Source organism: Dethiosulfovibrio peptidovorans (genome assembly GCA_002748665.1).
Classification (GTDB): domain Bacteria; phylum Synergistota; class Synergistia; order Synergistales; family Dethiosulfovibrionaceae; genus Dethiosulfovibrio; species Dethiosulfovibrio peptidovorans_A.
On record PDTB01000032.1, the window covers coordinates 1 to 23,398 of the forward strand.

At 52.2% G+C, this 23,398-nt stretch carries 23 protein-coding genes and 1 tRNA gene; 2 read left to right on the plus strand and 22 right to left on the minus strand.

Annotated features, from left to right (window positions below; translation table 11 throughout):
• Positions 1-102 precede the first annotated feature (102 nt).
• Positions 103-327: a hypothetical protein gene (locus CSA35_09260; protein PIE53784.1), complete on the minus strand. Its 225-nt coding sequence runs from the start codon at positions 325-327 to the stop codon at positions 103-105.
• A 177-nt stretch (positions 328-504) separates the two neighbouring features.
• On the opposite strand from CSA35_09260, the gene CSA35_09265 reads away from it, so the two are divergent.
• Complete coding sequence (locus tag CSA35_09265) at positions 505-726, plus strand: hypothetical protein (protein PIE53785.1); 222 nt, start codon at positions 505-507, stop codon at positions 724-726.
• A 259-nt stretch (positions 727-985) separates the two neighbouring features.
• On the opposite strand, the gene CSA35_09270 is transcribed toward CSA35_09265, so the two are convergent.
• The 15 genes from CSA35_09270 to CSA35_09340 all read right to left on the minus strand — a co-directional run bounded on the left by CSA35_09270 (position 986) and on the right by CSA35_09340 (position 16,237).
• Positions 986-2,107, minus strand: a complete 1,122-nt coding sequence (locus tag CSA35_09270) for an integrase (GenBank protein ID PIE53786.1) — start codon at positions 2,105-2,107, stop codon at positions 986-988.
• 177 nt (positions 2,108-2,284) lie between these two features.
• Positions 2,285-2,370: transfer RNA gene (locus tag CSA35_09275), tRNA-Leu, on the minus strand.
• A gap of 102 nt (positions 2,371-2,472) precedes the next feature.
• Positions 2,473-2,949, minus strand: a complete 477-nt coding sequence (locus tag CSA35_09280) for a hypothetical protein (protein ID PIE53787.1) — start codon at positions 2,947-2,949, stop codon at positions 2,473-2,475.
• 51 nt (positions 2,950-3,000) lie between these two features.
• Positions 3,001-4,290, minus strand: coding sequence for an adenylosuccinate synthase (locus CSA35_09285; protein PIE53788.1), 1,290 nt, complete (start codon positions 4,288-4,290; stop codon positions 3,001-3,003).
• Positions 4,291-4,390: 100 nt separating this feature from the next.
• On the minus strand, positions 4,391-5,659 hold the full coding sequence (locus CSA35_09290; GenBank protein PIE53789.1) for a carboxyl-terminal protease: 1,269 nt from the start codon (positions 5,657-5,659) through the stop codon (positions 4,391-4,393).
• 31 nt (positions 5,660-5,690) lie between these two features.
• On the minus strand, positions 5,691-6,893 hold the full coding sequence (locus CSA35_09295; protein PIE53790.1) for a peptidase M23: 1,203 nt from the start codon (positions 6,891-6,893) through the stop codon (positions 5,691-5,693).
• Positions 6,893-7,777, minus strand: coding sequence for a cell division protein FtsX (locus CSA35_09300; protein PIE53791.1), 885 nt, complete (start codon positions 7,775-7,777; stop codon positions 6,893-6,895). The genes CSA35_09295 and CSA35_09300 overlap by 1 nt, the downstream gene beginning before the upstream one ends.
• Positions 7,764-8,459 (minus strand): cell division ATP-binding protein FtsE, encoded by a 696-nt coding sequence (locus CSA35_09305; GenBank protein PIE53792.1) that lies wholly within the window; start codon positions 8,457-8,459, stop codon positions 7,764-7,766. Before CSA35_09305 ends, CSA35_09300 begins: the two co-directional genes overlap by 14 nt.
• Before the next feature lies 1 nt (position 8,460).
• Positions 8,461-9,402 (minus strand): transketolase, encoded by a 942-nt coding sequence (locus CSA35_09310; protein PIE53793.1) that lies wholly within the window; start codon positions 9,400-9,402, stop codon positions 8,461-8,463.
• Positions 9,395-10,210, minus strand: coding sequence for a transketolase (locus CSA35_09315; protein PIE53794.1), 816 nt, complete (start codon positions 10,208-10,210; stop codon positions 9,395-9,397). Before CSA35_09315 ends, CSA35_09310 begins: the two co-directional genes overlap by 8 nt.
• On the minus strand, positions 10,207-11,295 hold the full coding sequence (gene csaB / locus CSA35_09320) for a polysaccharide pyruvyl transferase CsaB (GenBank protein PIE53795.1): 1,089 nt from the start codon (positions 11,293-11,295) through the stop codon (positions 10,207-10,209). Before csaB ends, CSA35_09315 begins: the two co-directional genes overlap by 4 nt.
• Positions 11,208-13,118 carry a hypothetical protein gene (locus CSA35_09325; GenBank protein PIE53796.1) on the minus strand — a complete coding sequence of 637 codons (1,911 nt, stop codon included), beginning with the start codon at positions 13,116-13,118 and terminating at the stop codon, positions 11,208-11,210. Before CSA35_09325 ends, csaB begins: the two co-directional genes overlap by 88 nt.
• Entirely contained in the window at positions 13,103-13,690 is a 588-nt protein-coding gene (locus CSA35_09330; protein ID PIE53797.1) for a septum formation inhibitor Maf, read from the minus strand. Before CSA35_09330 ends, CSA35_09325 begins: the two co-directional genes overlap by 16 nt.
• Before the next feature lie 4 nt (positions 13,691-13,694).
• Entirely contained in the window at positions 13,695-14,474 is a 780-nt protein-coding gene (locus CSA35_09335) for a bacitracin resistance protein (protein PIE53798.1), read from the minus strand.
• Positions 14,474-16,237 (minus strand): ribonuclease J, encoded by a 1,764-nt coding sequence (locus CSA35_09340; GenBank protein PIE53799.1) that lies wholly within the window; start codon positions 16,235-16,237, stop codon positions 14,474-14,476. Before CSA35_09340 ends, CSA35_09335 begins: the two co-directional genes overlap by 1 nt.
• A gap of 178 nt (positions 16,238-16,415) precedes the next feature.
• Between CSA35_09340 and CSA35_09345 the strand changes: the two genes are divergently transcribed.
• Positions 16,416-16,877 (plus strand): transcription elongation factor GreA, encoded by a 462-nt coding sequence (locus CSA35_09345; protein ID PIE53825.1) that lies wholly within the window; start codon positions 16,416-16,418, stop codon positions 16,875-16,877.
• A 44-nt stretch (positions 16,878-16,921) separates the two neighbouring features.
• Here the strand turns inward: CSA35_09345 and CSA35_09350 are convergent, their stop codons facing one another.
• The 6 genes from CSA35_09350 to CSA35_09375 all read right to left on the minus strand — a co-directional run bounded on the left by CSA35_09350 (position 16,922) and on the right by CSA35_09375 (position 23,383).
• Positions 16,922-18,628 carry a hypothetical protein gene (locus tag CSA35_09350; GenBank protein ID PIE53800.1) on the minus strand — a complete coding sequence of 569 codons (1,707 nt, stop codon included), beginning with the start codon at positions 18,626-18,628 and terminating at the stop codon, positions 16,922-16,924.
• Positions 18,598-19,098: a hypothetical protein gene (locus tag CSA35_09355; GenBank protein PIE53801.1), complete on the minus strand. Its 501-nt coding sequence runs from the start codon at positions 19,096-19,098 to the stop codon at positions 18,598-18,600. Before CSA35_09355 ends, CSA35_09350 begins: the two co-directional genes overlap by 31 nt.
• A 31-nt stretch (positions 19,099-19,129) precedes the next feature.
• A complete protein-coding gene (locus tag CSA35_09360) occupies positions 19,130-20,272 on the minus strand; it encodes a hypothetical protein (GenBank protein PIE53802.1) in 1,143 nt (380 codons plus the stop codon).
• A 23-nt stretch (positions 20,273-20,295) separates the two neighbouring features.
• Positions 20,296-20,751, minus strand: a complete 456-nt coding sequence (locus CSA35_09365; protein ID PIE53803.1) for a hypothetical protein — start codon at positions 20,749-20,751, stop codon at positions 20,296-20,298.
• Positions 20,748-21,752, minus strand: coding sequence for a hypothetical protein (locus CSA35_09370; protein ID PIE53804.1), 1,005 nt, complete (start codon positions 21,750-21,752; stop codon positions 20,748-20,750). The genes CSA35_09365 and CSA35_09370 overlap by 4 nt, the downstream gene beginning before the upstream one ends.
• 143 nt (positions 21,753-21,895) lie before the next feature.
• Complete coding sequence (locus CSA35_09375; GenBank protein PIE53805.1) at positions 21,896-23,383, minus strand: peptidase M23; 1,488 nt, start codon at positions 23,381-23,383, stop codon at positions 21,896-21,898.
• Positions 23,384-23,398: the final 15 nt, after the last annotated feature.

Sequence of the window (23,398 nt, forward strand, 5' to 3'; positions counted from 1 at the left end):
TTGAGAACAAAATCAACTTCTCCAACACGCTACAAGAAGCTCTTCGAGAAAGGTTAGGGGTATAATAAAAAGTCAGCCCTCCGAATAATCGGGGGGCTGACTTTATGCTCTTTTTAGCTCAACAAGCACCCTGGCAAGCCTGTCTATAGCCTGGTCGAAGACAGCCTCCTCAACCCCTGGAGCTGGCTTCTGATGGGCAAAAACCAGATGCAGCAACTCATGAACAATAGACTGCTCCTCATCCGAACCAAAGCCCTCAATCAATTCCCTGTCCTCAATTCGCTTGATACGGATAAGAGCCTGCTCCTGAGCTATTACATACATCACATTGCCATCAACACCAGGCGCAAGCTCTCCTTTCTCAGCATACCTGATCTTGATATCCTAATTAGAAACGCCCAGAATCGAGGCCCATTTCTTGCATAACACACTAAGTGTATCGTCCACTACACAAACACCTCCACTATATATGTGTTAGCATTAGTCAGGGAAGGAGGTGATTCTATGGCGAAACAACATCACGTAATCCCCCAAAACGGGGGATGGGCTGTTAAGACTGACCACGCCGAAAGAGCTTCAAAGGTGACCGACACCAAAGCAGAAGCAACCGCATTCGCACGTCAAGTCAGTCAAAACCAGGGGACGGAGCTAATCATCCATAACAAGGATGGACGCATTGCCCAGAAAGACAGCCATGGCAACGATCCCTATCCCCCAAAAGGATAGGAAGAAGTAAAGGCCCCGCCGAGCGCACCGGTGGGCGGGGGAGTGAAATTCAGCGTCTTGCGAGCCGGTCTCCACGATACACAAATCACTTTGCGACTAAGAGGATAGACACAAAAAGCCCCGCAGCCATCACCACTCATACATAATCGCTTGTGCCTATTCTACTAGGCATCAGTTTGTCTTTCAAGGGGCAATCTCCGTAGGTCACTTTTTATTTTCTTACTTACCCCCTCACCCCATCCAACCAATCAGCCCACCACTACATCATTTCTCTTCTCTGTGGCAGGTATTCGGCATGGTTGTAGGCAGCTCGAACGGTGTTGCGCTGCACGTGGGCAAGCTGTCGCTCGATCACATCCGGTGACCAGCCGTTCTCATTGAGAATCGTGCTTGCCATGCTGCGGAACCCATGCCCTGTCATCTGCTCTTTGGTATATCCCATACGCCTGAGAGCAGCGTTGATAGTATTCTCCGAGATCGGCTTGCCCCATGCACGAATAGAGGGGAAGACAAGCTGAGCATGTCCTGTCAGAGGGTACAGGTCTCTCAAAGCGTTGACGGCCTGTTTTGACAGGGGAACTATATGAAGCCGCTTCATCTTCATTTTCTCCGCAGGAATTCTCCACTCTGCCTTATCAAGATCGATCTCGCCCCACTCAGCCGACCTGAGCTCACCTTGCCGGACAAAGCAATACGCCAATATCTGCATGGCGATCCTCACCACCGCAGAACCGCCCATGGTCTCAATCGCCCGCATCAGGGCCCCTATCTCCTTCGGGTCTTTCACTGACGGGTGGTGCTTATGATTCAACGGAGTCAAAGCCCCTCTTAGGGCTGCCGCCGAATCCACCTCCACAGTCCCCGTCGCAAGCCCATAGCGGAATATCTGAGAGCAGATATGGAGAATCCTGTGAGCCGTATCATGGTGGCCTCTATCGTCTATAGCCTTCAATATCGGCAAAAGAGTACGCGGAGAAATGCCCTGTATCGGCTCATCTGCTAAATGAGGATACACGAACCGTTCAAGACAATATCGAGTCCTCTGAGTTGTCCCAGGGGCCAAAACGGGCACAACTTGCCGTGCATGCCATTCCTCCGCCACATCTCGAAACGAAAGGCCCCCTGAAGCAGGGGTGAAGGGACTTTCCCCCTTCGAAATCTCCAGCTTGATACGATCCCTTTCCTCCCTGGCCTCTTTCAACCCCACACCAGGATACCGCCCCAAGCTTTTCTTTCTCTCCTTGCCATTTACCCAGAAGCGAAGCCGCCACAGCTTGCTCCCCCTCGGGGTAATTTCGAGATACAAGCCACGGTCATCTCTCATCATGTATGACTTCTCTTTAGGCTTTGCCTTCCGTATTGCCACGTCACTCAGAGCCATGGGTTCGCCCTCCTGACCGTACATATTTCACCACCACCGTGCAGATGTACGGTTTTATGTACGGTGATATGTCCGGTTTTGTACGATTTTAGGCGAACCTCTACGTCAGGTCAAATAAGAAAAAACCCGCCGTCAGGCGGGTTTACGTACTCATATGACACTATGTGTTTTGATAACTGGTGCCGGAGGGGAGACTCGAACTCCCACGGAGTTACCCCCGGCGGATTTTGAATCCGCTGCGTCTACCATTCCGCCACTCCGGCACGAGAACTACTTTTACCATAGAATAGCTCTTATGTCCAGAGTCTTTCAGAGAGCTCGAACAACACAGGCCTCCTGCAAAAGTCAGAAAGGGATCGAATGGCTCACCCCATATGTGGAGCAGATAAAGACCGCCGGACCATCCGTATGCCGTGCTCTCCGTTTCTGTAATATCGCTCTAAAGCCCTGCTCACTCGAAAACCGTGACGTTTGTAAAAAGCCAGAGCTTCTCTATTGGATAATCGAACGGTGAGCTCCACCAATCTGCACCCCCATTCTTCCCCGAGGACGTAGCTCCCACAGAGAAGCTGACTTCCCGCCCCCATCCTTCTCCATTTCGGATGAACCGATAGCTCCATAATCCATAAGGATTTTCTCCAGCGCTCCACAGCTATAAATCCCCGAAGCTCCTTGCGATAGAAAGCTCCCAGATACCCCGTGACGTTTTCCAATTTTCTGAGATCAGCCATGATAGCCGAGGGAGGCCAGGGTGACACTTGGGAGATGTCCTCTATCTCTGCCATAGCAGGGACATCCCCGGGAGAGCAAAAATAGATATCGAACATCAGCACGGGGATCATCCTTTCGGAGCAACGAAAAAGGCGAGATCATTCGACTCCGCCTTGTCTTAATCACAGGCCCCGAATGATCATCTGATCTCGGCCAGGACCAACGCCAATCAAGACAACGGGAACCCCGGTGATTTTTTCGATATATTCCACATATTCCCGAGCCGCTTTCGGAAGATCGTCGAAACTCCGTATATGGGAGATATCCTCGGTCCACCCAGGGAATGAACGATATTCTGGCACAACGTTCTCAAGAAAACTGATATTTCCCAAAAACTCGGTACACCGTTCTCCGGCAACGGTGTAAGCTTCGCAGACTTTTATCTCGTTCAGCCCCGTCAACACATCCAGCTTGGTTAAAGTGATGCGGGTCATGCCGTTAATCCGAACGGCATACCGAAGAGCCACCATGTCCAACCATCCACATCGCCTGGGACGACCGGTGGTTGCCCCGTATTCACCACCCTGATCCCGAAGATATTGCCCGAGATCTCCCTTATCCTCCGAGGGGAAAGGTCCCTCACCAACTCTGGTGAGATACGCTTTGACCACGCCAAACACTCGCTGTATATATTGGGGGGCCACCCCCAAGCCAACACATCCGCCAGCAGCAGTCGGACTGGAGCTGGTCACCATAGGGTACGTTCCGTAATCCACGTCCAGAAGGGTCCCCTGAGCCCCCTCAAGAAGCACGGTCTGCCCCTTCTCCAAGGCCGTATGGACAACTAAGGAGGTGTCGTCCACGTAGGGAGCTAAGGCCTTACCCCAGGCTAAAGCCTGTCGATAGACCTCATCAAAGGATAAGGGGGATTCATCGTATATCTTGGAGAGAAGCTCATTTTTCTCGTCCAAATTCAGCTCAAGTTTCGTTCGAAGCACTTGGACATCCAAGAGGTCCTCAACACGGATGCCGCTTCTGTTGTATTTATCCACATAGCACGGACCGATCCCACGGCCTGTTGTACCGATTTTATTCCCCTGACGCCGGGCCTCTTGGGCTTTATCCAGCTTTTTATGGTATGGCATCACCACGTGGGCTGCTCCACTGATCACCAATCGAGCCCGGTCTTTCCCCTTGGCTTGAAGTTCTGACAGTTCCCCTAAAAGCTGCTCTGGATCGAGCACCACGCCATTCCCGATCACACAGGTCTTGCCCGAATAGAGCATACCAGACGGCAGGAGATGGAACACGTGCTTCTCACCCTGGACAATCACCGTATGTCCTGCATTAGCTCCTCCCTGATATCGAGCAAAAATATCTACCCGATCCCCCAAGGAATCGACGATTCGTCCCTTACCCTCATCGCCCCACTGTGCACCTATAATGGCATCTACTTTGCCCTTTAAAGCCATTGCTGTTGCCTCCTCACTAAAACGGCATTATACGCCTCGTTCTGATTTGATGGCATATTCTGACGCTCTTTTTACTAAAGATGACACAACCGATACGATATTATGGCTTCATAGTGCCATCGTCTTCAGAAATCACCTGGTCACCTGAGATCATTATTGGATAGAGATCCTCAGAGAGGGGGAGAACAATCTCCCCACTGATCAATTGCAATATCGCCTTTACGCCCCACGAAAGCTGAGTATCCTTTTGACGATCCTTGGTCCACTCGCCTGGAACGTCTATATCCGGTGAAATACCGACATGGTCGATCACAGTGCCATCGGGCGTGTGATACCGAGCGATGGTCACATAAATGGCAGATCCATCCAACAGGTTGAACAAGGTCTGAACCGACCCTTTCCCAAAGGTCTTCCGCCCCACGAGAAGAGCTCTATCTCTGTCTCGGAGCGCTCCAGCCACAATTTCCGATGCGCTGGCACTCCCCTCATTAACGAGCACAGCCAAGGGCAAGTCAGTGATGGTACCGGAAGTACCGTAAATCTCGTCGTTAGCGCGATCCACTCGACCCTTAGTGCCGACGATCAACCCACTGTCAAGGAACATGTCGGATATTTCAACAGCAGCATTGAGAAGCCCTCCACCGTTATTCCTCAAATCCAGGATCAAACCTCTGGCATGATCCTCCGTTAAGGAGAGGACAGCCTTTTTCAGATCTGCCGGGCTGGTATCCTTAAACTGAGAGAGGCGGACATATCCTATATCGTCGCTCAACATCTCGAATCGAACCGATTTGAGTTTGATCTCCTCACGGATCATTTCCTTTTTGAGAAGCTCCGATTCGCCCTCTCGGCGGATCCACACCGTTACGGAAGTTCCAGGTTTCCCTCGTAATGAATCGACTATCTTATGAAGATCCCACCCCAAAACCACCGTCTCGCCGATCTTCACGATCTGATCCTGAGGCTTGAGACCAGCACGGTCAGCGGGAGTGTCCTCTATGGGACTAATTACGAGAACGGCACCATCCCGCTGCCCGATATAAATACCCAAACCACCGTACTTACCTCGCAAATCAGTCTGCTCCTGCTCCAATTGTTCTGGATCTACAAACCGCGTGTAGGGGTCACCCCACGCAGAGACCATACCGTTCATCGCACCGTATACCAAGTCTTTTTCTGTAACGTCCGTACTGGCTCCGTCCACCTGATAGGCTTCAATAATGGCCCGAGCTTGCTTCATAAGCCACAGAGAGTTCAAGGAAAAGGGTGCCACTCGATCCAGAGTTTTTGCATGACCCCCATCACATATGGAGAAGATCGAAACTACGACCACCAAACCTATGAGCAACGATCTTGCTCTATTCAACATCAATCGGATCCTCCGTTTCTTATTTGCGTGATCACAAATACTTAAGGGGGTTCTTGGCATTCCCGTTCACTCGAACCTCAAAGTGCAGATGGGGCCCGGTAGTCACGCCCGTATCTCCCACGTTTCCTACAACTTTTCCTTCTGATATCCGCTGCCCCTCCGAGACAAGAATTCGACTGAGATGAGCGTACACAGTGGAAAAGCCCCCCCCATGATCCAAAATGACGATTTGGCCGTATCCCCGAAGCCACCCGGCATACAGGACATCCCCAGTTGCCGCAGCATGTACGGCAGTTCCCCTGGGAGCGCTGACGTCGATGCCAGTATGCATAGTTTTGGTCTTAAACTTAGGGTGAACCCTGTACCCAAACCGACTAGTGATCTTCCCCCGAAGAGGCCACCGAAATCGACCTTTGTGAGCGGGAAGAGGAGGAGTTTTTGGCGAACTCGGTCTTCCCTTATTGGTCAACCTCGCTTTCGCTTTCACGTATTCTTTGATCTTCCGCTGGACTTCTCGCTGATCCGCTTCGGCCTCTTTCATGCTGATTATGTAAGCTTTTCGATTACCCCGAAGCTGAGCCAACAGATTGTTCCTCTTGATGACCGCCGCTTCCAGTTTCTTTTTCTGGACAGCTAACGCTTTTTTTTTCGCAAGGAGATCCTTCTCTCTCATGGACAACCCTTCAACCAGCCCCTCGATTCGCTGGCTCTCTCGCTCTACCGAACGAATCAGAGACTCGTCTTGAATCGCCAGCTTCTGAAGAAGATATCCCGTGTTCATTGCGTCAATAACGTTTTGAGACGACAGAAGGAGGTTCAACTCGGCCATACCACCAAACTTGTAGATAGCTACCAACCGTTCTCCCAAAAAAAACTTTAATTTTTTCCTCTTTTCTTCAAGTTTGGCGATACTCTTCTCCATGGTCGAGATCTCCAAAAGTAACTTCTTTCTTTTCAAATTTAAAAGAGAGACACTCTGCGCCGCTACTTGACGTTTTTGATCAAACCGAGCCAGCTCTCGAAGGTATCCAGCCTCCATTTTTTTCGAGGCCTTGATCAATGTCTGCTGCCGTAGGATTTGACGTTTGAGGATCCCCATATGGTGCTCCTCTTCTCGAATCTTGCGATCCAGTTCCTCCATAGTTATTCCACCCGAAGCGACTCCTGCAAAGAAAAGCAGCAGGAGGGAAAACAACGACACCCCGCATAGCAGCCACCGACGATTATCGATCATCACAAGGGCCTCAAAGCCTGACGAATAAAGCGATTTATGGCCAGCCAGCTGCAGAGCCACCCCACGACAACACCCGTCCCTACCAAGGTACCATACAAGCGATAGAGGATATCACCTACTTGGACGAATTGAAGAAGAGGCAAGGCCGAAGAGATGGAGGATATAACGTCAGCGTAGAACAGATGGATAATGGCTACGGCAAGCAAGGCACCATTCAGGCCCAAGAAAATACCCTGCAACACGAAGGGAAGCGCCACATAAGATCGCGTAGCTCCCACAAGAAGCATCACGGATATTTCCTGTCGTCGAGAGTATATTGCAATTCGGATGGTGTTAAAGAGAACCAAGGCACTGACCAAAACGGCAGTCAGAAGAACGACAAAAGCGACCTTCCCCGAGAGTAAGGACACTCGAGTCAGCCTCTCGGCAAGAGCCCCAGCATAGACGACATCGTCCACCGAGGAATAGGTCAAAAGCTCACGAACGATAGACGACACATCCTTAGCCTGTTGGGCCTTAATTTCCACAGTCCACGGAAGAGGATTTTCACCTAGTAAGGTTACAGCCTTGGCCTGATTTCCAAGCTTAGCTTTCAACTTCTCCATAGCATCATCTGGAGAACTCCTCGTAACCGATGAGACCCATGGAAGTCGCTTCATCGCCGTTTCTACCGTTCGGGCATCCTCTGCAGAACGTAAAAAAGCCTGGATCGACAGATCACCCTCTATAGAGGCCGTCATCTGTTTTATATTGAGAGAGAAAAGAGCTGTACTTCCAACGAGAAAAAAAACGGCTGAAGCGGTCAGCAAAGTAAGAAGGCTAACCCCCCAATGTGCCCTTATGACCCGAAAGGAATCCCTAAATCCATATCTAAAGATCGCCATCAATGTGGTATTTCCCCCCTCGCTCGTCTCGAATTAGCCGCCCTTCGTGGAGTTGGATCACCCGTTGGCGATACGTATCAACCAAGAGTCGATCATGGGTAGCCACAATCACCGTTGTTCCCGATGCGTGAATGGACAGGAGAAGCTTCAGCACCTGCTCGGCAGTGTGACTATCCAGGTTTCCTGTCGGTTCATCGGCTAAAAACAACGCTGGAGAACTTACAATAGCTCGCCCAATGGCTACCCGCTGCTGTTCACCTCCCGAGAGTTGCAAAGGCGAAAGATTACGCCGGTGCCACAGGCCAACTCGCTCTATAGTCTCGTCGGTACGCCCCTTGACAACCTTCGGAGGAAAACCCATGGCCTCCAGGACAAAGGCCACGTTTTCCCTGGCAGTCAGGTGGGGCAGCAAACGAAAATCCTGAAAAACCATCCCGATATTTCTTCGATACTGGGCAAGCTGTCTGCGCTGGAGCCGGCGAACGTTCACCGATCCCACAGAGATCTGCCCTTTGCTTGGCCTCGCTTCTCTGGTGATAAGACGGAGCAGAGTACTCTTGCCCGAGCCGGTCTCTCCGATCAGGTAGACAAAATCACCTTTGGGAATCGAGAGGTACAGATCGCTGATGGCCACGATATCTGGCTTGAAAACCTTGGTCACACCGGCCATACGAATATCCATATTATCGCCTCCTCATGGTCCAAGCCTCCACGGCAGCACTGACCACGTGTTGATAGGTTAACCCATAGTATTCTCGAAGCTCGCCAGGGACCCCACTCTGACCAGGCCTTCCAGCAACAGAGACAAAACGAATAGGAACAGGATACCGACAAGAGAGCAAAGCCGATACAGCTTCTCCAAGTCCTCCTCCGGCTCCATGTTCTTCCGCCACAACACAACAACCCGTCCGATGCACAGAACCCAGGATGGCCCGTTCTGAGAGAGGCTTAACGGAATGACAATCCACAACCTCGGCAGAGATATCTTGCTGAGCTAAAATGGATGTCGCATGAAGAGCCTCATGGACCATGATACCACAGGCACAGATGGTCACCCCTGTTCCCTGGACCAACGGAGACGAAGACATACAGGTCTCAGCAACATCCGACGATGTGTACAGATCGGGGAGCGCTTCTCCACAGAGTCGAAAAAACACCGGGACATGACTGTCCGCCATCCGTCGAAAAAGAACCTCGGCCGAGGCTCCATCACAGGGGACCTCAACCGCCACACCAGGCAACCCACGCATGAGGGCCAAGTCTTCAAGCATTTGAGCCTCCGCCCCTTCCTCCCCTGCCGAAAGACCTCCAGAGGCCGCAACAATACGAACAGGGAGCCCTGGGACAGCTATAGCGGTTCTAAGAGCATCATACCCTCGCCCCAAAAGGCGAGAGGAAGAAGAAAACAGCCAGACCGATTTACCGGCAGCAGCCATTCCGGCCCCTGTAGCGACGAGATCTTGCTCAGACATTCCCAGGTTGATAGACCGCTCGGGGTACACCTGAGAAAAGCCAGGTAACCTGGTTCCTGCCACATCGGCATGCAAAACGACGAGATAGGGATCATCGGCCGCAAGAGATATCAGGACATCGTCCAAAACGGAATCCATCCGTTTATCAGCCACGATTACCACTCCTCCCCAATTCTTCCAAAGCCTGTTCGGTCTCCAGACGGGAGAGACCGGCCTCAAGGGTACGGCTTCCCTCGAAAAGAGAGACCCCTTTTCCTCGAACGGTCCTGGCAATGACCACGCAGGGAACTGTCCTTTTCTCTCTGGCAACGGTAAAACCATGTTCAAGACTGGCAAAATCGTGACCGTCAACCTGAATGACTTTCCAGCCGAAAGCTCGGAACTTCTCATCAAGGGGTTCGAGTTCCTTGATGGAGGCCACGGAACCGTCTTGTTGATTGTCGTTTCTGTCGACCACGAGAGTGACAGAACTCAATCTCCTGTGGGCAGCTGTCATCGCCGATTCCCACAGCACCCCCTCCTGGAGCTCTCCGTCGCCGATCACGCAGAAGACTCTATTCGAGCGGCCATCCATTCGAAAGGCCAAGGCCAAACCATTGGCGATTCCGAGAGCCAAACCAGGAGCCCCTGCCGATACGTCCACTCCTGGCGTTCTGCCTCCGTCGGGACGTCCTTGAAGCAGAGAGCCCAAACGACGGTAGTTCCATAGAGCCTCCCGATCAAAAAATCCTCTGTGAGCCAAGACAGCATACAAAGCCGGACATCCATGCCCCTTCCCCATAACCAGACGATCCCTGTCAGGATCATCCGGGAGATCGGGACTGACAATCAATTCCCGCTCGTACAGGTATACCAGAATATCCAACGCCGATAAAGCCGAGGCACCATATCTTGATCGAGCGTTTCCAACCATCCGAATCACGTCCCTACGAAGGGATGTTGCGATGTCAACGAGACTCATGATTCGACCACCTCCTGCCAAGAGCGGCGGAAACAATAGTCGATCTCAGTACGACATCGACTAAGCCATTCCAGATCAGGCCCGGAAGGCTCAAGCAGCTTTCCATCTTTCCATATCTCGTATCCAACTGACCGAGCAAAAGCAGACACCTTGGGATCGTAAGGAATGGCCACTCCCGGCAACCCTGCCAGAGACGACAAGACACAAAAATGGAGTCTCATTCCCAGAGCAATTCTACCCTGAGACCATACAGGGTCGTCGCCCCCTTTCGGGAAGCAAATCGGCATCCGAGGAAGGTCACCATTACGAATCAGGGAATGCAACAGTTCTCCATCCCCAGGACACATAGCAACAGCTATCGACGGACAACCGCTTCTTTGGAGGTACTCTGCCATCCAACGAGCTGCCTGACGCTCCAATTGGCCATCCCAGGGACGGAGATTCACCAAGACAACATCTCCCGATCCTGAGGACACATTCAGGGCGGTCACGAGATCAGGACAGTTTTGGGCAGAAATTCCCATCGACTGGGCCTCCTCCATGGAAGGACGATCCCTCAGAACCACGGACACACACAAATTCAGAGCAAGTCTGGTCAGCCACCATCCTGTTCGAGTACGAAAAGGTCCCAAGGAATTGCCAAATACCCAGGGACGACAGCCAGCCATGACAGCCATAACGACTATTCCTCCGTAATAGAGCACCGACCGAAGACTGGTCACGTCCTGAAAGAGTCCCCCACCCCCAAAAAGGCAGGTTCGAGACCGCCGTAGCCCCCTCCAAACCGATGACGGAGACCATCGACTTACCGCAGCGACGCCAAAGTTCCGAGCGGACTCATTGGGATTTCCCGAAAAAACCACAATCCGACTTCGAGAGATGCCTAGATTTTGTAAACGATCTATAACCGAGCAAAGAAGGAGTTCATCCCCCAGGTTTCCCATACCATAGTAGCCGCAGATGGCTACATCGTATGAATCACTCACAACGACCTGCCTCAAATTCTGAGACGTCGTTTTACAAAGCGACGTCCGATGCCCAGGACAAATACGACGGCCACTCCAACCACGATGCCCACCCACCATCCATTGAACGTCCTCAAGACGGTGAGGGAAAGGCGAGTATGAAAATGACAGAACGTATTTACTAAGGAAGAAAAAGCCACCGTAGCCCCCAGACGGAGAATCTCCCTATAACGGGGAATCCATTCGTTTCGCCGCACCCACATCCATAGGATTAAACAGGGGTATCCCAGAAACGCCTCCTTCGTCCTTGGTCGCGCTACGAGCCAGGATTCCAAGCTCTCCCTTAAGGAAATCTCCCACCCAGGAACCGAACTGACGTTGCCACTACGAAGCACCATAAGACCGGCAGCCGCCACGAGGATCCCAGCGAGAAACAGCTCAATCCACAGAGGAGGTCGACTCAGCAACTCGCCCCAAGACTCGGGGTGAACCCGTCGAGCAAAATCGTGGCAGACCACCAGAAGAATCGGCAAGAAGAGAGTAAGCTTCACTCCCGAAAAAGGGGTAAGTCGCATCATATAGAGAGGCGCACTGTAGAACGAAGCAACGGCCATCCCACCCACGATTGCCACAATGGGGCCAACGAGCATAGCACGACCGGGTTTTCGCCACCAACTCAGGGAAAGCAAGCACCCCTCAGTGGCAGCCAAACCGGTTGTCACGCCACCCATAAGACGTCCTAAGATAGAGAGCCTGATCATCCCCAAAGCCAAGACTACCGAAACCAAGACAAAAATCAGCCCCGATTTGGCCGCAACCGGCCGCTGATCATCCCTGAAACGGCGTACCAAGGACCACCCGTACAACAGACAAAGAAAGGCCACAGACAACGCACCAGTGGGAGAGCTCCCCCAAGAAGACAGGACTACAGGCCATCGATCATCCAACTTTCGATCAGCAAGACATCGGCGAAGTTCACGAACATCCTTCAGATAACGCTCAAGAGCTTCGCCTCCCCCCATAGGATCGGCCCGCAACAGAAGGAAGGAGACGGAGCGCTCCACACCAGCGCGAACCATCCGGCTCACCATAGTCCGCCGGTCGATCCTTCGGACCATGACCTCCTCATCGGTAACGCTATGGAGGGAGAGAACCCGTGGCCAGACAGCCCATTGAAGCGGTTTATCCCCAATCTGGCGGGAAAATTCAACCTGGGTGACAAAGAGACCACGTTCTCGAACGAGATCGGCCAATGGGGATAAATCAGGATATCCAGACACGATATCCCCCGATGGGGACAGCCCTACTACATTGGGATAGGCCTGACAGACAGCCCTTACCGACGCCGCTACGGTCCCTGCTGGCTGAAGAGACGCCGGTGCCGGACGATAGATAACCGGCAATCCCAGACCAGCGGCAGTCTCCAAGCCGTCCCAATCAGGCAGGATCCCCTGAAGAGCCAATTCACTTTGTGACGCAGGAATAACGAACACATCTTGCTCATGTACCGACACCATCGTTCCCTGAGGAAATCGCAGGGACAGAAAAGAACGCCACAGATCAGCCCGAGGATCGGAGGAAGGGAATACCAAAGCAGTCCCCGAAGAAACAGAGAGGCCTGAGCGAAGGCTCTTAGCCAGTTGTGACACAGGACCATACCACAGGGACAAAGCTCCAGAGCTCAAATCGTCCCCAACGCACTCCCGAACCATGACACCCCGGACACCAGCATCCACCAGAGATTGCAGGAGTTCCTCCCGTCCTCGCCCTGACTGAGAACCCAGGCAGGATATCTGAGTCCAATCGGTCAGGATAACCGAAGATCGTCGGGATGATTCGACACCCCAACGGTGCAATAGTCCCGGGAGGCTGAGCAGAAAAGCCGCCGCGATAACCAACACGTACATTCGTTTCCAGGTGAAACCCATCACATCACCGCCCATTGTCGGCTCAACGAGATCCCCTCGGCATCCAGCATGGCTGACAGTCGCCCAAGAGGCAATCCCACAACATTGTAGTAATCGCCCAAAATCTCTTGAATCATCAACGCTCCTCTGCCCTGTACTGCGTACGCACCGGCCTTATCCATACCCTCGCCAGTGGCACAATAAGCAAGGACTTCGCTCTTGGACAAAGGACGAAATCGAACCGTCGTCCTCTCCACACAGACATAGGAACGCCCTCCACGACACAAAGCAATCCCACTCAGGACCTCATGTGCCCTTCCTGAAAGCCGCTCCAGCATATTCTCAGCTTGGAGCATATCGGCAGGTTTCCCAAGAACCTGACCGTCTAGGACAACTACCGTATCAGCAGCCACAATAAAGGTCTTGGACCCCGTCGAGGTCACGGAAAGCGCCTTTTTCAGCGCCAACCGTGCCACCAAATCTCCAGGAGCCTCATGTATCAACGGCGTCTCGTCAACATCTGGAATCTGCACGATAAAAGGCCACCCTAACATAGCCAAAAGATCCCGCCTCCGGGGACTCCCCGACGCTAAAATCAAGGGTTCCACGGTATCACCACCCCAAGAACATGGCTGTTCCACCCACAACCAGACAGTACCAGGCACACCAACGCCACCGTCCCAGAGTCACCACCCGATGAAGCAGGCACAGTGCGCCGTACCCTGACACCCCGGCACAGAGCACTCCCAGACTCCAGCCCGGAGGCATAACAATTGAGGAAAAATCAGACAGTTCTAGGATCATAGCTCCTGCGATGGCGGGCAAAGACAGCAAAAAGGAAAACCGAAAGGCCTCCTGAGGTGACAGCCGAGAAAGCAACCCCGCAACGATGGTCACACCAGAACGGGAAATGCCAGGGATCACGGCCATCCCTTGAGCAACACCGATAACGGAGCCGGCACGGATCGACACGCTTCCGCCCTTTCGGGGAAGGTGATCGGCAAGCAACAAAAGCAACCCTGTAACGATCAAAGCCACCCCCACAGCAAAGACAGACATCGACAGGCGTTCCACCAGTGGCTTGAGGGGCAGGCCGATAGCCACAGTGATAAGAGTTCCAAAGATAACAGCCCAACCAACGAACCAACCAGTCATCCGCCTGGCTTGGGGATGAAGCACCCCGAAAAACCACTGAGATCCTAAGGTGACAACATCCCTACGAAAATAGACCAATGTCGCAGCCATGGTGGCACCATGCAAGGCCACATCGAAAGCCAGAACCGGCTCGGTAAAGCCGAAAAAGGACTGAGCCAAGGCCAGATGTCCCGAACTACTTATAGGCAGAAACTCGGTTATTCCCTGGATAAGACCCAAGAGCAGGCTGTGGATCATCAATCCATCACGGTGATCATGGAGATCACCCTGGGACTCGAGCCAGCATATTTTCTGAAAAGCTCTCTGCACCGCCCTCGGACCTTATTTTCCAAGAACTCCCGGGAGACATCTCGCTGCTTGCCCGCCTTATTGACCGTCTGCCGAATAGCCTCGGTGAATTCACGATGAAGCCGTTCAGCATCGTGGAGGTGCATAAAACCGCAACTTTCAAAAGACGGATCCGTCAAGAGGCGGAATTGAGCATCCAGGGTGAGAGAGACCACGAAAACTCCGTCCTCGGCCAGTTCCTTTCTCTCCCTCATAACGCTACTCTCCAGTTCTCCAAAAACCAATCCGTCCACCAAGACAGCCCCGGCCTGAACTGCCGGTTTGATCTGAGCTCCTTTTTCAGTGATGGATAAAACATCTCCAATATCCATGATGAAGGTGTTTCTAGCGGGGATCCCCACCTGCTTACCTAACTGGGCGTGACGAACCAACATTCGGTACTCTCCGTGAACCGGAACGAAGTAGGTTGGTCGAACGATACTGAGCATCATCTTCAGCTCCTCACGAGAGGCATGTCCCGAGACGTGAGTCCCCCAGCTTTTCTCGTAGATGACTTCGCAACGACACCGAAAGAGCTGGTTGATCGTGTTGCTCACCATTTTCTCGTTCCCTGGAATAGGCGCAGCGAATACGGCCACCACATCTTTCGGCCCCAGTTTAACCCGATGATGTTTCCCTTTGCTCATAAGAACCAAGCCAGAAAAAGGTTCGCCCTGACTTCCAGTGGTCACGATAACCAAGCGATTGTGGGGGACCTTATCGATCTCTTGGAGAGGGACCAACACCTCGCCAGCCACCTGAAGATACCCCAGCCGCCGCGCCAAATCAACGTTGTTGATCATGCTCCGACCAGCAAAACACACCCTGCGGTTGAAGCGAACAGCGACATCTAAGATCTGCTGGATACGATGGAGGTTACTGGAAAAGGAGGAAATGAGCACCCTACGATTTCGCTGTTCCCGAAAAAGACGCTCTAATGTGCCCGATATAACGCTCTCCGACTGCGTAAAGCCCTCTTTCTCTACGTTGGTGGAATCGGACATCATGAGGAGGACCCCTTTTTTCCCAAGCTCAGCAAAAGCACTGTAATCGGTGATCCTGCTATCCACCGGGGTGGGATCCAATTTAAAATCTCCCGTATGGACAACGGTCCCCAAGGGGGTATCAATAGCCAAAGCCACACCATCGGGAATGGAGTGGCATACCGAGATAAAGGACACTGAGAAACATCCGAGGGATACCGTATCGCCTGCCTTGATCTCGACAAACTTAGGTTTATATTCCGGTCTTGCTTCGCTCAACCTATTGTTAGCCATACCCAAAGTAAGTTTTGTCCCATAAACCGGGACGTCCAGAGCAGGCAATACGAAGGGAAGTGCCCCTACGTGATCCTCATGACCGTGAGTCAGAAAAATCGCACGGATTCGGTCTTTGTTAACTTCAAGGTACGACGTGTCTGGAATCACCACATCAATGCCCAACATCTCCTCCTCTGGAAACATCAGACCACAATCGATGACGATCATATCGTCACCGAACTCCAGTATATACATATTCTTCCCGATCTCTCCAACACCACCAAGAGGAATAAAGCGCAGGCTCTCGTCCTTTGCCCTCGATCCTCGGCTCGTTTTTTTCCGACTTCGATTCCTCTCGTTTTTATTACTTGGATCCTTGATTTGGTTTATCACGATGAGGCACGACCTCCATATCTCTTCTCAAAATCATAGGGGCAATAATTCTTTTTATCTCTAACATAGATACACAGCATAAATCCATAGGTTAATTGTATCTCCTTGACAAATCTGATAGAATGGTTCGCTGACGATCATAGCCAACAAGGAGGTTTCGGTCTTGAGCGATAGATCTGCGATCACAGATGGAATCCAGATGACCCAAGAGGGGTACGACCAACTTTACAAAGAATTGAAGCATTTACGGAGCGAGGAACGATATGCGCTGGCTCAGAGAATTGAGGAAGCCCGCTCTTTCGGAGATTTGAGCGAAAACGCCGAGTACACCGCCGCCAAGGATGATCAGGCAAAACTGGAAAGCCGGATCCAGAGACTTGAACACCAACTCAGCAAGGCAAAGATCATCGACGTCTCCACACTGGATGGCAGTCATGTAGCCTTAGGAACCACAGTAACTATCGAGGATTCCAGCCTGAGCAAACAGTTCAGCTACTCCATAGTCGGCTCCGAAGAAGCCAACCCCAAGCAAAACAAGATATCGTCAATAAGCCCAGTGGGACAAGCTCTGATGGGGAAACGCCTCGGAGATGAAATTAACGTTAAAGTCCCTAACGGGATGAGAAAAATTCGAATCACAGATATCAAGGTCGTCCGTTAAACCCAAACAAGAGGACCTGCCCGCCACAGGGCAGGTCCTCTTTGTCACTCTTTGGGCAATCCTTCAGGCACCTCGAAGGGGTCGTCAAGCTCCGATTCTCCGAAACGAGCTACCCGATCAGGAAAAGCCGTCAACTGAAAACTCAGGGACGCCCAATCATCCCCGGCACACCGATCATCCCGATACGTCAAAACCCATTGATAACAGCAGTTATTGGCATAGGTCAACCGATAGGCAATCTCGTCCAGATGCTCCTGATCCAGATCGTAGGCTCCTAAAAGACTCAAACGAAAGGAACTCGACAGGCGGAAAGCGAGACGTTGATACAACAGGATCTCGTCATCGTAATCATCCCAAGCGTTCCATACACCCTCGACATCCTTTTGAGCGAAAGGCGAAGCCCCGTCAACCCATCGCCTGACATAGGCCGTCCCCGCCTCAAAACCACTACGCCCTCTGAAAAGAACACCTACTGTAGCGTCAGTCACCCGTTGATGTTGCTTTCCCCAGGATAGATCGTACCGAAAATCCCGATACGCTAAATGCCAAAAGGGCTCCCAACTTCCCGAAGGCGCACCGATACGACCGTAGGCCTCTCCTCCTAATTCCAAACGTTCCGTCTCAGGAAGAGGATTATCAACCTCCTCATAGTGCCCCCACGTGGCCTTAAGGCGAAGGTATTCCCTGGGGTGTTCTGCTGAAAGCCGCCACCATGGGGACGTGACGTACACCTCAGGCATTCGCCAGAGACTTCGATTATGAAGACTTCTGAGTCTTTTTTCTCCTCCGAGAGTCTCTCTCTGAGTCCAGCGGACACCGGCTTCCCAGTCCGTTTCCTTGACCAAAACCCCCCATACAGGAGTGTAAACCTTTCTGTCCTCCCAGGAGCGGTACACCCAAGCAGTTTCTCCGTACACTTGAAGCCACGGCACCAGTTCCTGCTCAATACGGCCTTTCCATTCCAGCCCCTCATCACTCCATGCCATAGTCGACACCTCAAGGCTCCCATCATCCCAGTACAGAGACCCCGATAAACCAGCACCGACCCCCTTATCCGAATTGTAGTCAACCTGAGGAAGGAACGCATTTCCCTTCTGATGTTCCTGGAGATTGACCCGATAGTCAAACGGGTACGTGAAAAGGAGTCGCTCGCCAAGATAGACTTGGGGCGAGGAGATCAGCACCTTATCACCAGGGATAAGCACAAGGCGCTTGGCTTTCAATCGGTAATGAGGATGTGGCTGCGGGCATGTAGTAATAAACACACCTTCCCACCGTCCCACCATCGCATCCTCTGAGAGAGGTACGGTCTTCTTAGGCAGCCAACCTTTTCGACGAGCGGAGGCTACGGTTGCGACCTCAATCTGCTGTCCCTTGAGGTAAACCATCTTCCCCGATTCGTCCAAACGGGCAGATCCTGACGTCTCATACAGAACACCCTCCCGGGCAGTCAAATCGTACTCGGCATATTGCCCTCGGAGAACACGTCCTCCCGATATCAGGGAGACGCCATTGGCCGCCGATGAGGAGGCCTTGACAAGATTTGTGGCAGTGTCAATCTCCAAAGTATCTGCATACACTCGCATCCCCTGATAGCGAAGCACTGCATTCCCATGGGCGTGAGCCATACCACACGATTCATCGAAGGTCAGCTCATCAGCATCCAACGTCGCCTCAAGAGGCGCTCCCCAGAGAGAGGAGGCCATGACGAGATAGACCACTAGCGCCCAGAGGAAACGTCGCCCTGCCATTCCATTACCCCTTCCTCGATACGTACCCTCGACGGAGACCCATCACCCCGCTGTCCCACAAGGCTATACCCATCCCCGGAGACCTGAATCCCTTTAGGAAACGACCACAGATCAGGAGAATCGTCACCCCAGAAAATTTCTGGAGCTCTCCATGAAAAAAAACGGTTTTCTCCTTCATAGGTGCCCGATACAAGGGACAAAAACAGCCGATCTGAAGATTGATCGTATGATCCTCCGGGCGATACGAGCTTCCACGTCGAGCCATCGGGAGCAGAGCGTCGACCAGATACGGCCTTGAGTTTGTTTGTCCTCCCGAGGCATCTGACAGACCTGACCTCAAAAACCCAGAGATCACTCGAAGCACCTCGGGAAAAGGTCACATCGTCGAACTCAACCGATGCAGAGACCCTCTCCTCGGCGGGGACATCAAGAGCCAGATCCTTGGAAAGCATGAACGTCAACCCCAACAAAACAGCTGTTCCTCCCATGCCGAGCCAGAACTTACCAGACAACGGCAAGGCGCCCTTTCTCGGATACAACCCGAAGGACCTCGCTTTGCAAGACCCTGATAAGGATCAACTTCTGTGCCACTGATACCTTGACCTGATCGGCATCCAGCCAACGCAGCTTGTAACCGTCGGCTAAGGACCAACGAAGAGGAGAGCTGTTCACTCGCTTCGAAAATGCCGTTCGCCCCTCGGACTGAGCTGACGACGCCAGCATATCAAACATAGCCTCGGCCTCACCCTGAGCCCATAGAGAGAGGAATTGCTCAACGACCTTCTCCCTGGAAAGACTTTCTCGTTGAATATCGTCTGCCGAAACATTCTTAGAGACTTCGTTTTTCAGCTCAAGCGACAGATCGACGGAGCGCGGCTCCACGACGGGAATGGGGTCAACTTTCGGCTTCTGAGACACCAGCAGAGGCCCTGGCCCCAACCAGGCTGGAGGTTCGGTCTCCACAATCGGCTCCTTGGGGGCTTGAGGGTTTAGCTGGGGCTGAGCCTCTCTCTTCACAGGCTCCTTTGGTAACTTAGGAGATACAACCACAGGGAGCTCTACAATCCGGGGCTCCACCTTTCCGGGATCCGTCTTCGCATCAGAAACACCAAAAGAGGTTCCTGAAAAGGCAAACACCTGCTCAGAACGAATGCCAAGTCCCTTCATCATCAAGTCAAAGGGACCATCCTGCTTGGGGAAAAAAACCAGTCCCTGCACCACACCCGAGATTGGCTGATCCAGTTTCTTTTCATACGACATCGGGGAAAAACGCTGGCCGTTACGAGCCGCCAGAAAAACGGTGTTACCTATACCTCCCAGGTTGAGTGGTTTGGGTCCGAAATTATACACGGTCATCAAAAAAGATTCAGCATGACCAATCCGAAGCTGCTCTCGAAACGAACGCTTATATGCTTCCTTCTGTTCAGCAGAATATCCCTTGATCAAAGCATCCGATTCCACCCAAGGATCGACCAAAGACTCTGGATAGTGGACGAACCACACCAGACAATCCCGTCCCCAATGAAAGGACGTGTTGGCTTCTAAAATATCGACAGCATCCTCCAAAGGGGAGGCCATTACAGGAGAGGCCATCAAAATCAGGAACATCCCCCAACGGAAAACATGCCGGAATCTCTTGATCACGGGAATACTCCTTAATTTATTATTCAGAGCCTAAAATCAATTACAGCGGAAACACCGACACCCTGAACCCGAACAAACCGCTGAAGAGGGTTGACCGAGTCCACCGGGATCAGAATTTTCACCCTGAAACGATTTTTAAAAGACGTTTCAAGCGCAGCAACTGCTCGAACTCGTGATACCCCGTCTTTTCGAGGGCCAGCTACCTGGGCAGCTCCAATCCTGGTCCCACTTCCCAGGGACACGATGGGAACCACCTTGGTATGCCCTTGAACTTTGGCTCCCCGATTGAGAGTCACAGTGTTAATGAATTTGTTAATAGGATCAGCGATCTGGTCGATCACAAATCCACCGATAGCTACCCCGGCGACATCCTTGAGAATATCTTCCAGATCCACAGCCCAGGCAGGAGCCCCCAGCCCAACACTTGTTAAAGCGACGGCCCCCACGACAAAACGCTTTAACGACGATAAAGCGGTCATAGATTATCAACCTCGCTCTCGGAGGGGGCTACATCTTTTGAAACGATCTCACCGGTCGGGATCATGTTTCGCAGACCATCTGGAACGGAGTACCCGAGAACAGAAACGGATTCGGGAACTTCCAGGTGAAACACGGTGCCTTCAGGCACCTCTTTCACGTCCCCACGAACCAAAAAACCTCCAGCCAAACCGAGAGGGCCTAAAAGGATGGCTCCAGCAAGGCTTCCTCCGACAGCGGCTATCTGGGCCCTCTCAGCTTGGGCCGCCTTGGTCGCAACCTCCCCCACCGAGACCGGTAAGGAACCCGGCGCAGGAGGCAACAGACGCTCCAAAGCAAAAATGACCTCACCAGGTCGCCCAAAACTCCTGGGCTTCTTCACTTTGGAAGCAGTACCCTCGACCAACGTACCCTTCGGAGCCACCAAAACTTCTCTGACAAAAAGGCTATCTGTCAGGGCTCCACGTACAACATCCCCCACGGTAACGGTGGAGGGCGAAATAGTTTGAGATAAGGCCACACGAATCACGGTTCCTGCAGGAACCGTGACGGATTCCCATTGAACCGGGTCGGAGACTAACAACCCCAGAAGCCGTTCCAAACGCATAGCCAAAGGACCTTCTCCCTTGGACTCTCCCTCAAGCAAAGTCTCCAAACCGGCCAATCTCTTGACCACCGGTCTTGATGGGTGGCTGCGTTGCTCGGTGATCCACTCGGCAACAGCCAGTTTAAACAAAAGAGACGGCTGAGATGGCGTTCCTTCTTCAACAAAATTGATCACAGCGGCCTGACGCTCAGCCACAGTCCCAGGAAGCTCCCGACCAAACAGGGATTGTTCCAAGCCGCTCAGACGCTCGATGAGACCACCGGGACGAACCTCGCCATACACTTCCTGTTCCATGTCTCCGAGTCGCTGAAAAACCGGAGTCTGATCCGCCCAAGCCACCCCGAGCAACGTCAGGGAGAACAACATTCCCGCCAAAAATATCACATATCGTCTCATCTCTTATGATGCCCCCTTTAAGGCTAAAAATCGAACGTCTCCCAATCTCAAAAAGAGAGACCTCGACCAACACAAAACAAAAAGGCCGGGCCAGAAAAACTGGCCCATGCCTAGATTATACCAAACAGAGGGGACACACGTCCTCATCGAAGATATTTAAGAGGGTTTCTGGGTTTATTGTGAATTCGAACCTCAAAGTGGAGATGAGGACCGGTGGAACGCCCACTGGTTCCAACTGATGCTACGACAGTGCCGGTAGAGACTCTTTTCCCTTTACGAACGTACAACCTTTGACAGTGAGCATATAAGGTGCTATGCGTACTATCATGACGGATAACTACCACTCGACCATACCCGCCCATCCATCCAGAATAGACGACGACGCCCGACCCAGCTGCTCTGATTTTAGTATGTCTTGACGCCTTAATATCAATTCCCGTATGGAAGGATCGCCTTCGTGTCAGAGGATGACGACGCCATCCAAAGGGGCTGTTAATACGCCCCCTAACTGGCCACCTGAACGAACGGCTTCGTCGCGAGACCGCCTTCTTCGAACCGACGGAACCGGAAGAACGGTAGTTATTGGCCGCCTGACTCGCACCTGGAAGAAACAATACCTGGCCGACCGACACGCGTTTTTTCTTATTGAGCTTATTGATCTCCATAACCTTTTCGATACCTACCGAGTATGCGGCGGAGATCTTGCCCAGAGTATCTCCCTTTTTCACCGTGTAGAAGAGGCCATCCTGATTAGGGACCTTCAAGGTAATTCCAGGCTTCAGGGAATCAGGATCTTTGAGATTGTTGGCACCAAAAAGGGTATCGATAGTTACATTGAACTTATTGGCAATGCCCCAAAGGCTGTCACCTTTTTTCACCGTATACTTTTTAACGAGGAGGGGAACCATCCTCTCCTTACGTGCCTTGATCTTGGCTTGACGCCGACGGACCTCTTTCAACGTCGCAGACACGTCCGCTGGAGATCGGGGAATAAGCAAAATCTGCCCTAAAGAGAGACGATCAGGGTTTTGTAAAGCATTGGCTTTTACGATATCTTCTTGGCGGAGGCCAGCACTCTGGGCCAAGTTATAGAGAGTGTCTCCGGCACGAACGGACCGCTCAACCCATTCAACGACCACCTCATCCAAGGTTATTCCTTGCATGACATCTGCCTTACCAGGCCCCTGAACGATGTCCTTATGCATAAAAGAGGACGAGGGATTGGGATTAAAGCGATCCAGGCCCAAGGTTTTTTCTGATCTCCCTTTGTCCATGTCCTGACCAGACAAGGGGTACAAATCCTCCTCAGGAATTACCTGATCCAAAACCAGGTTTCCTTCCTGATACACGGGTTCCACAGGAATTGGACCAATGCCCCCGGAGTCATCATACACCTCAGGGAGATCTGTCAAGGCTGCAAAAGAACTGGACATGTCTACAACTACAAACCGACAAGGCACCTGCTCTTTAAAGACAGGGCAAACTGCCGAGGCACACCCCCAGCCCTCTCCTGAACGATGCCCAGCGGCCAGAGTCAAAAACGATGCACCGAAAACAGTTACGCCAAGAACAGCGAGAAACCCTATATGCCATGAAGACCTCGAAGGATCTTTGCTCACATTGAACCACACTCCCTATTCCCTCTT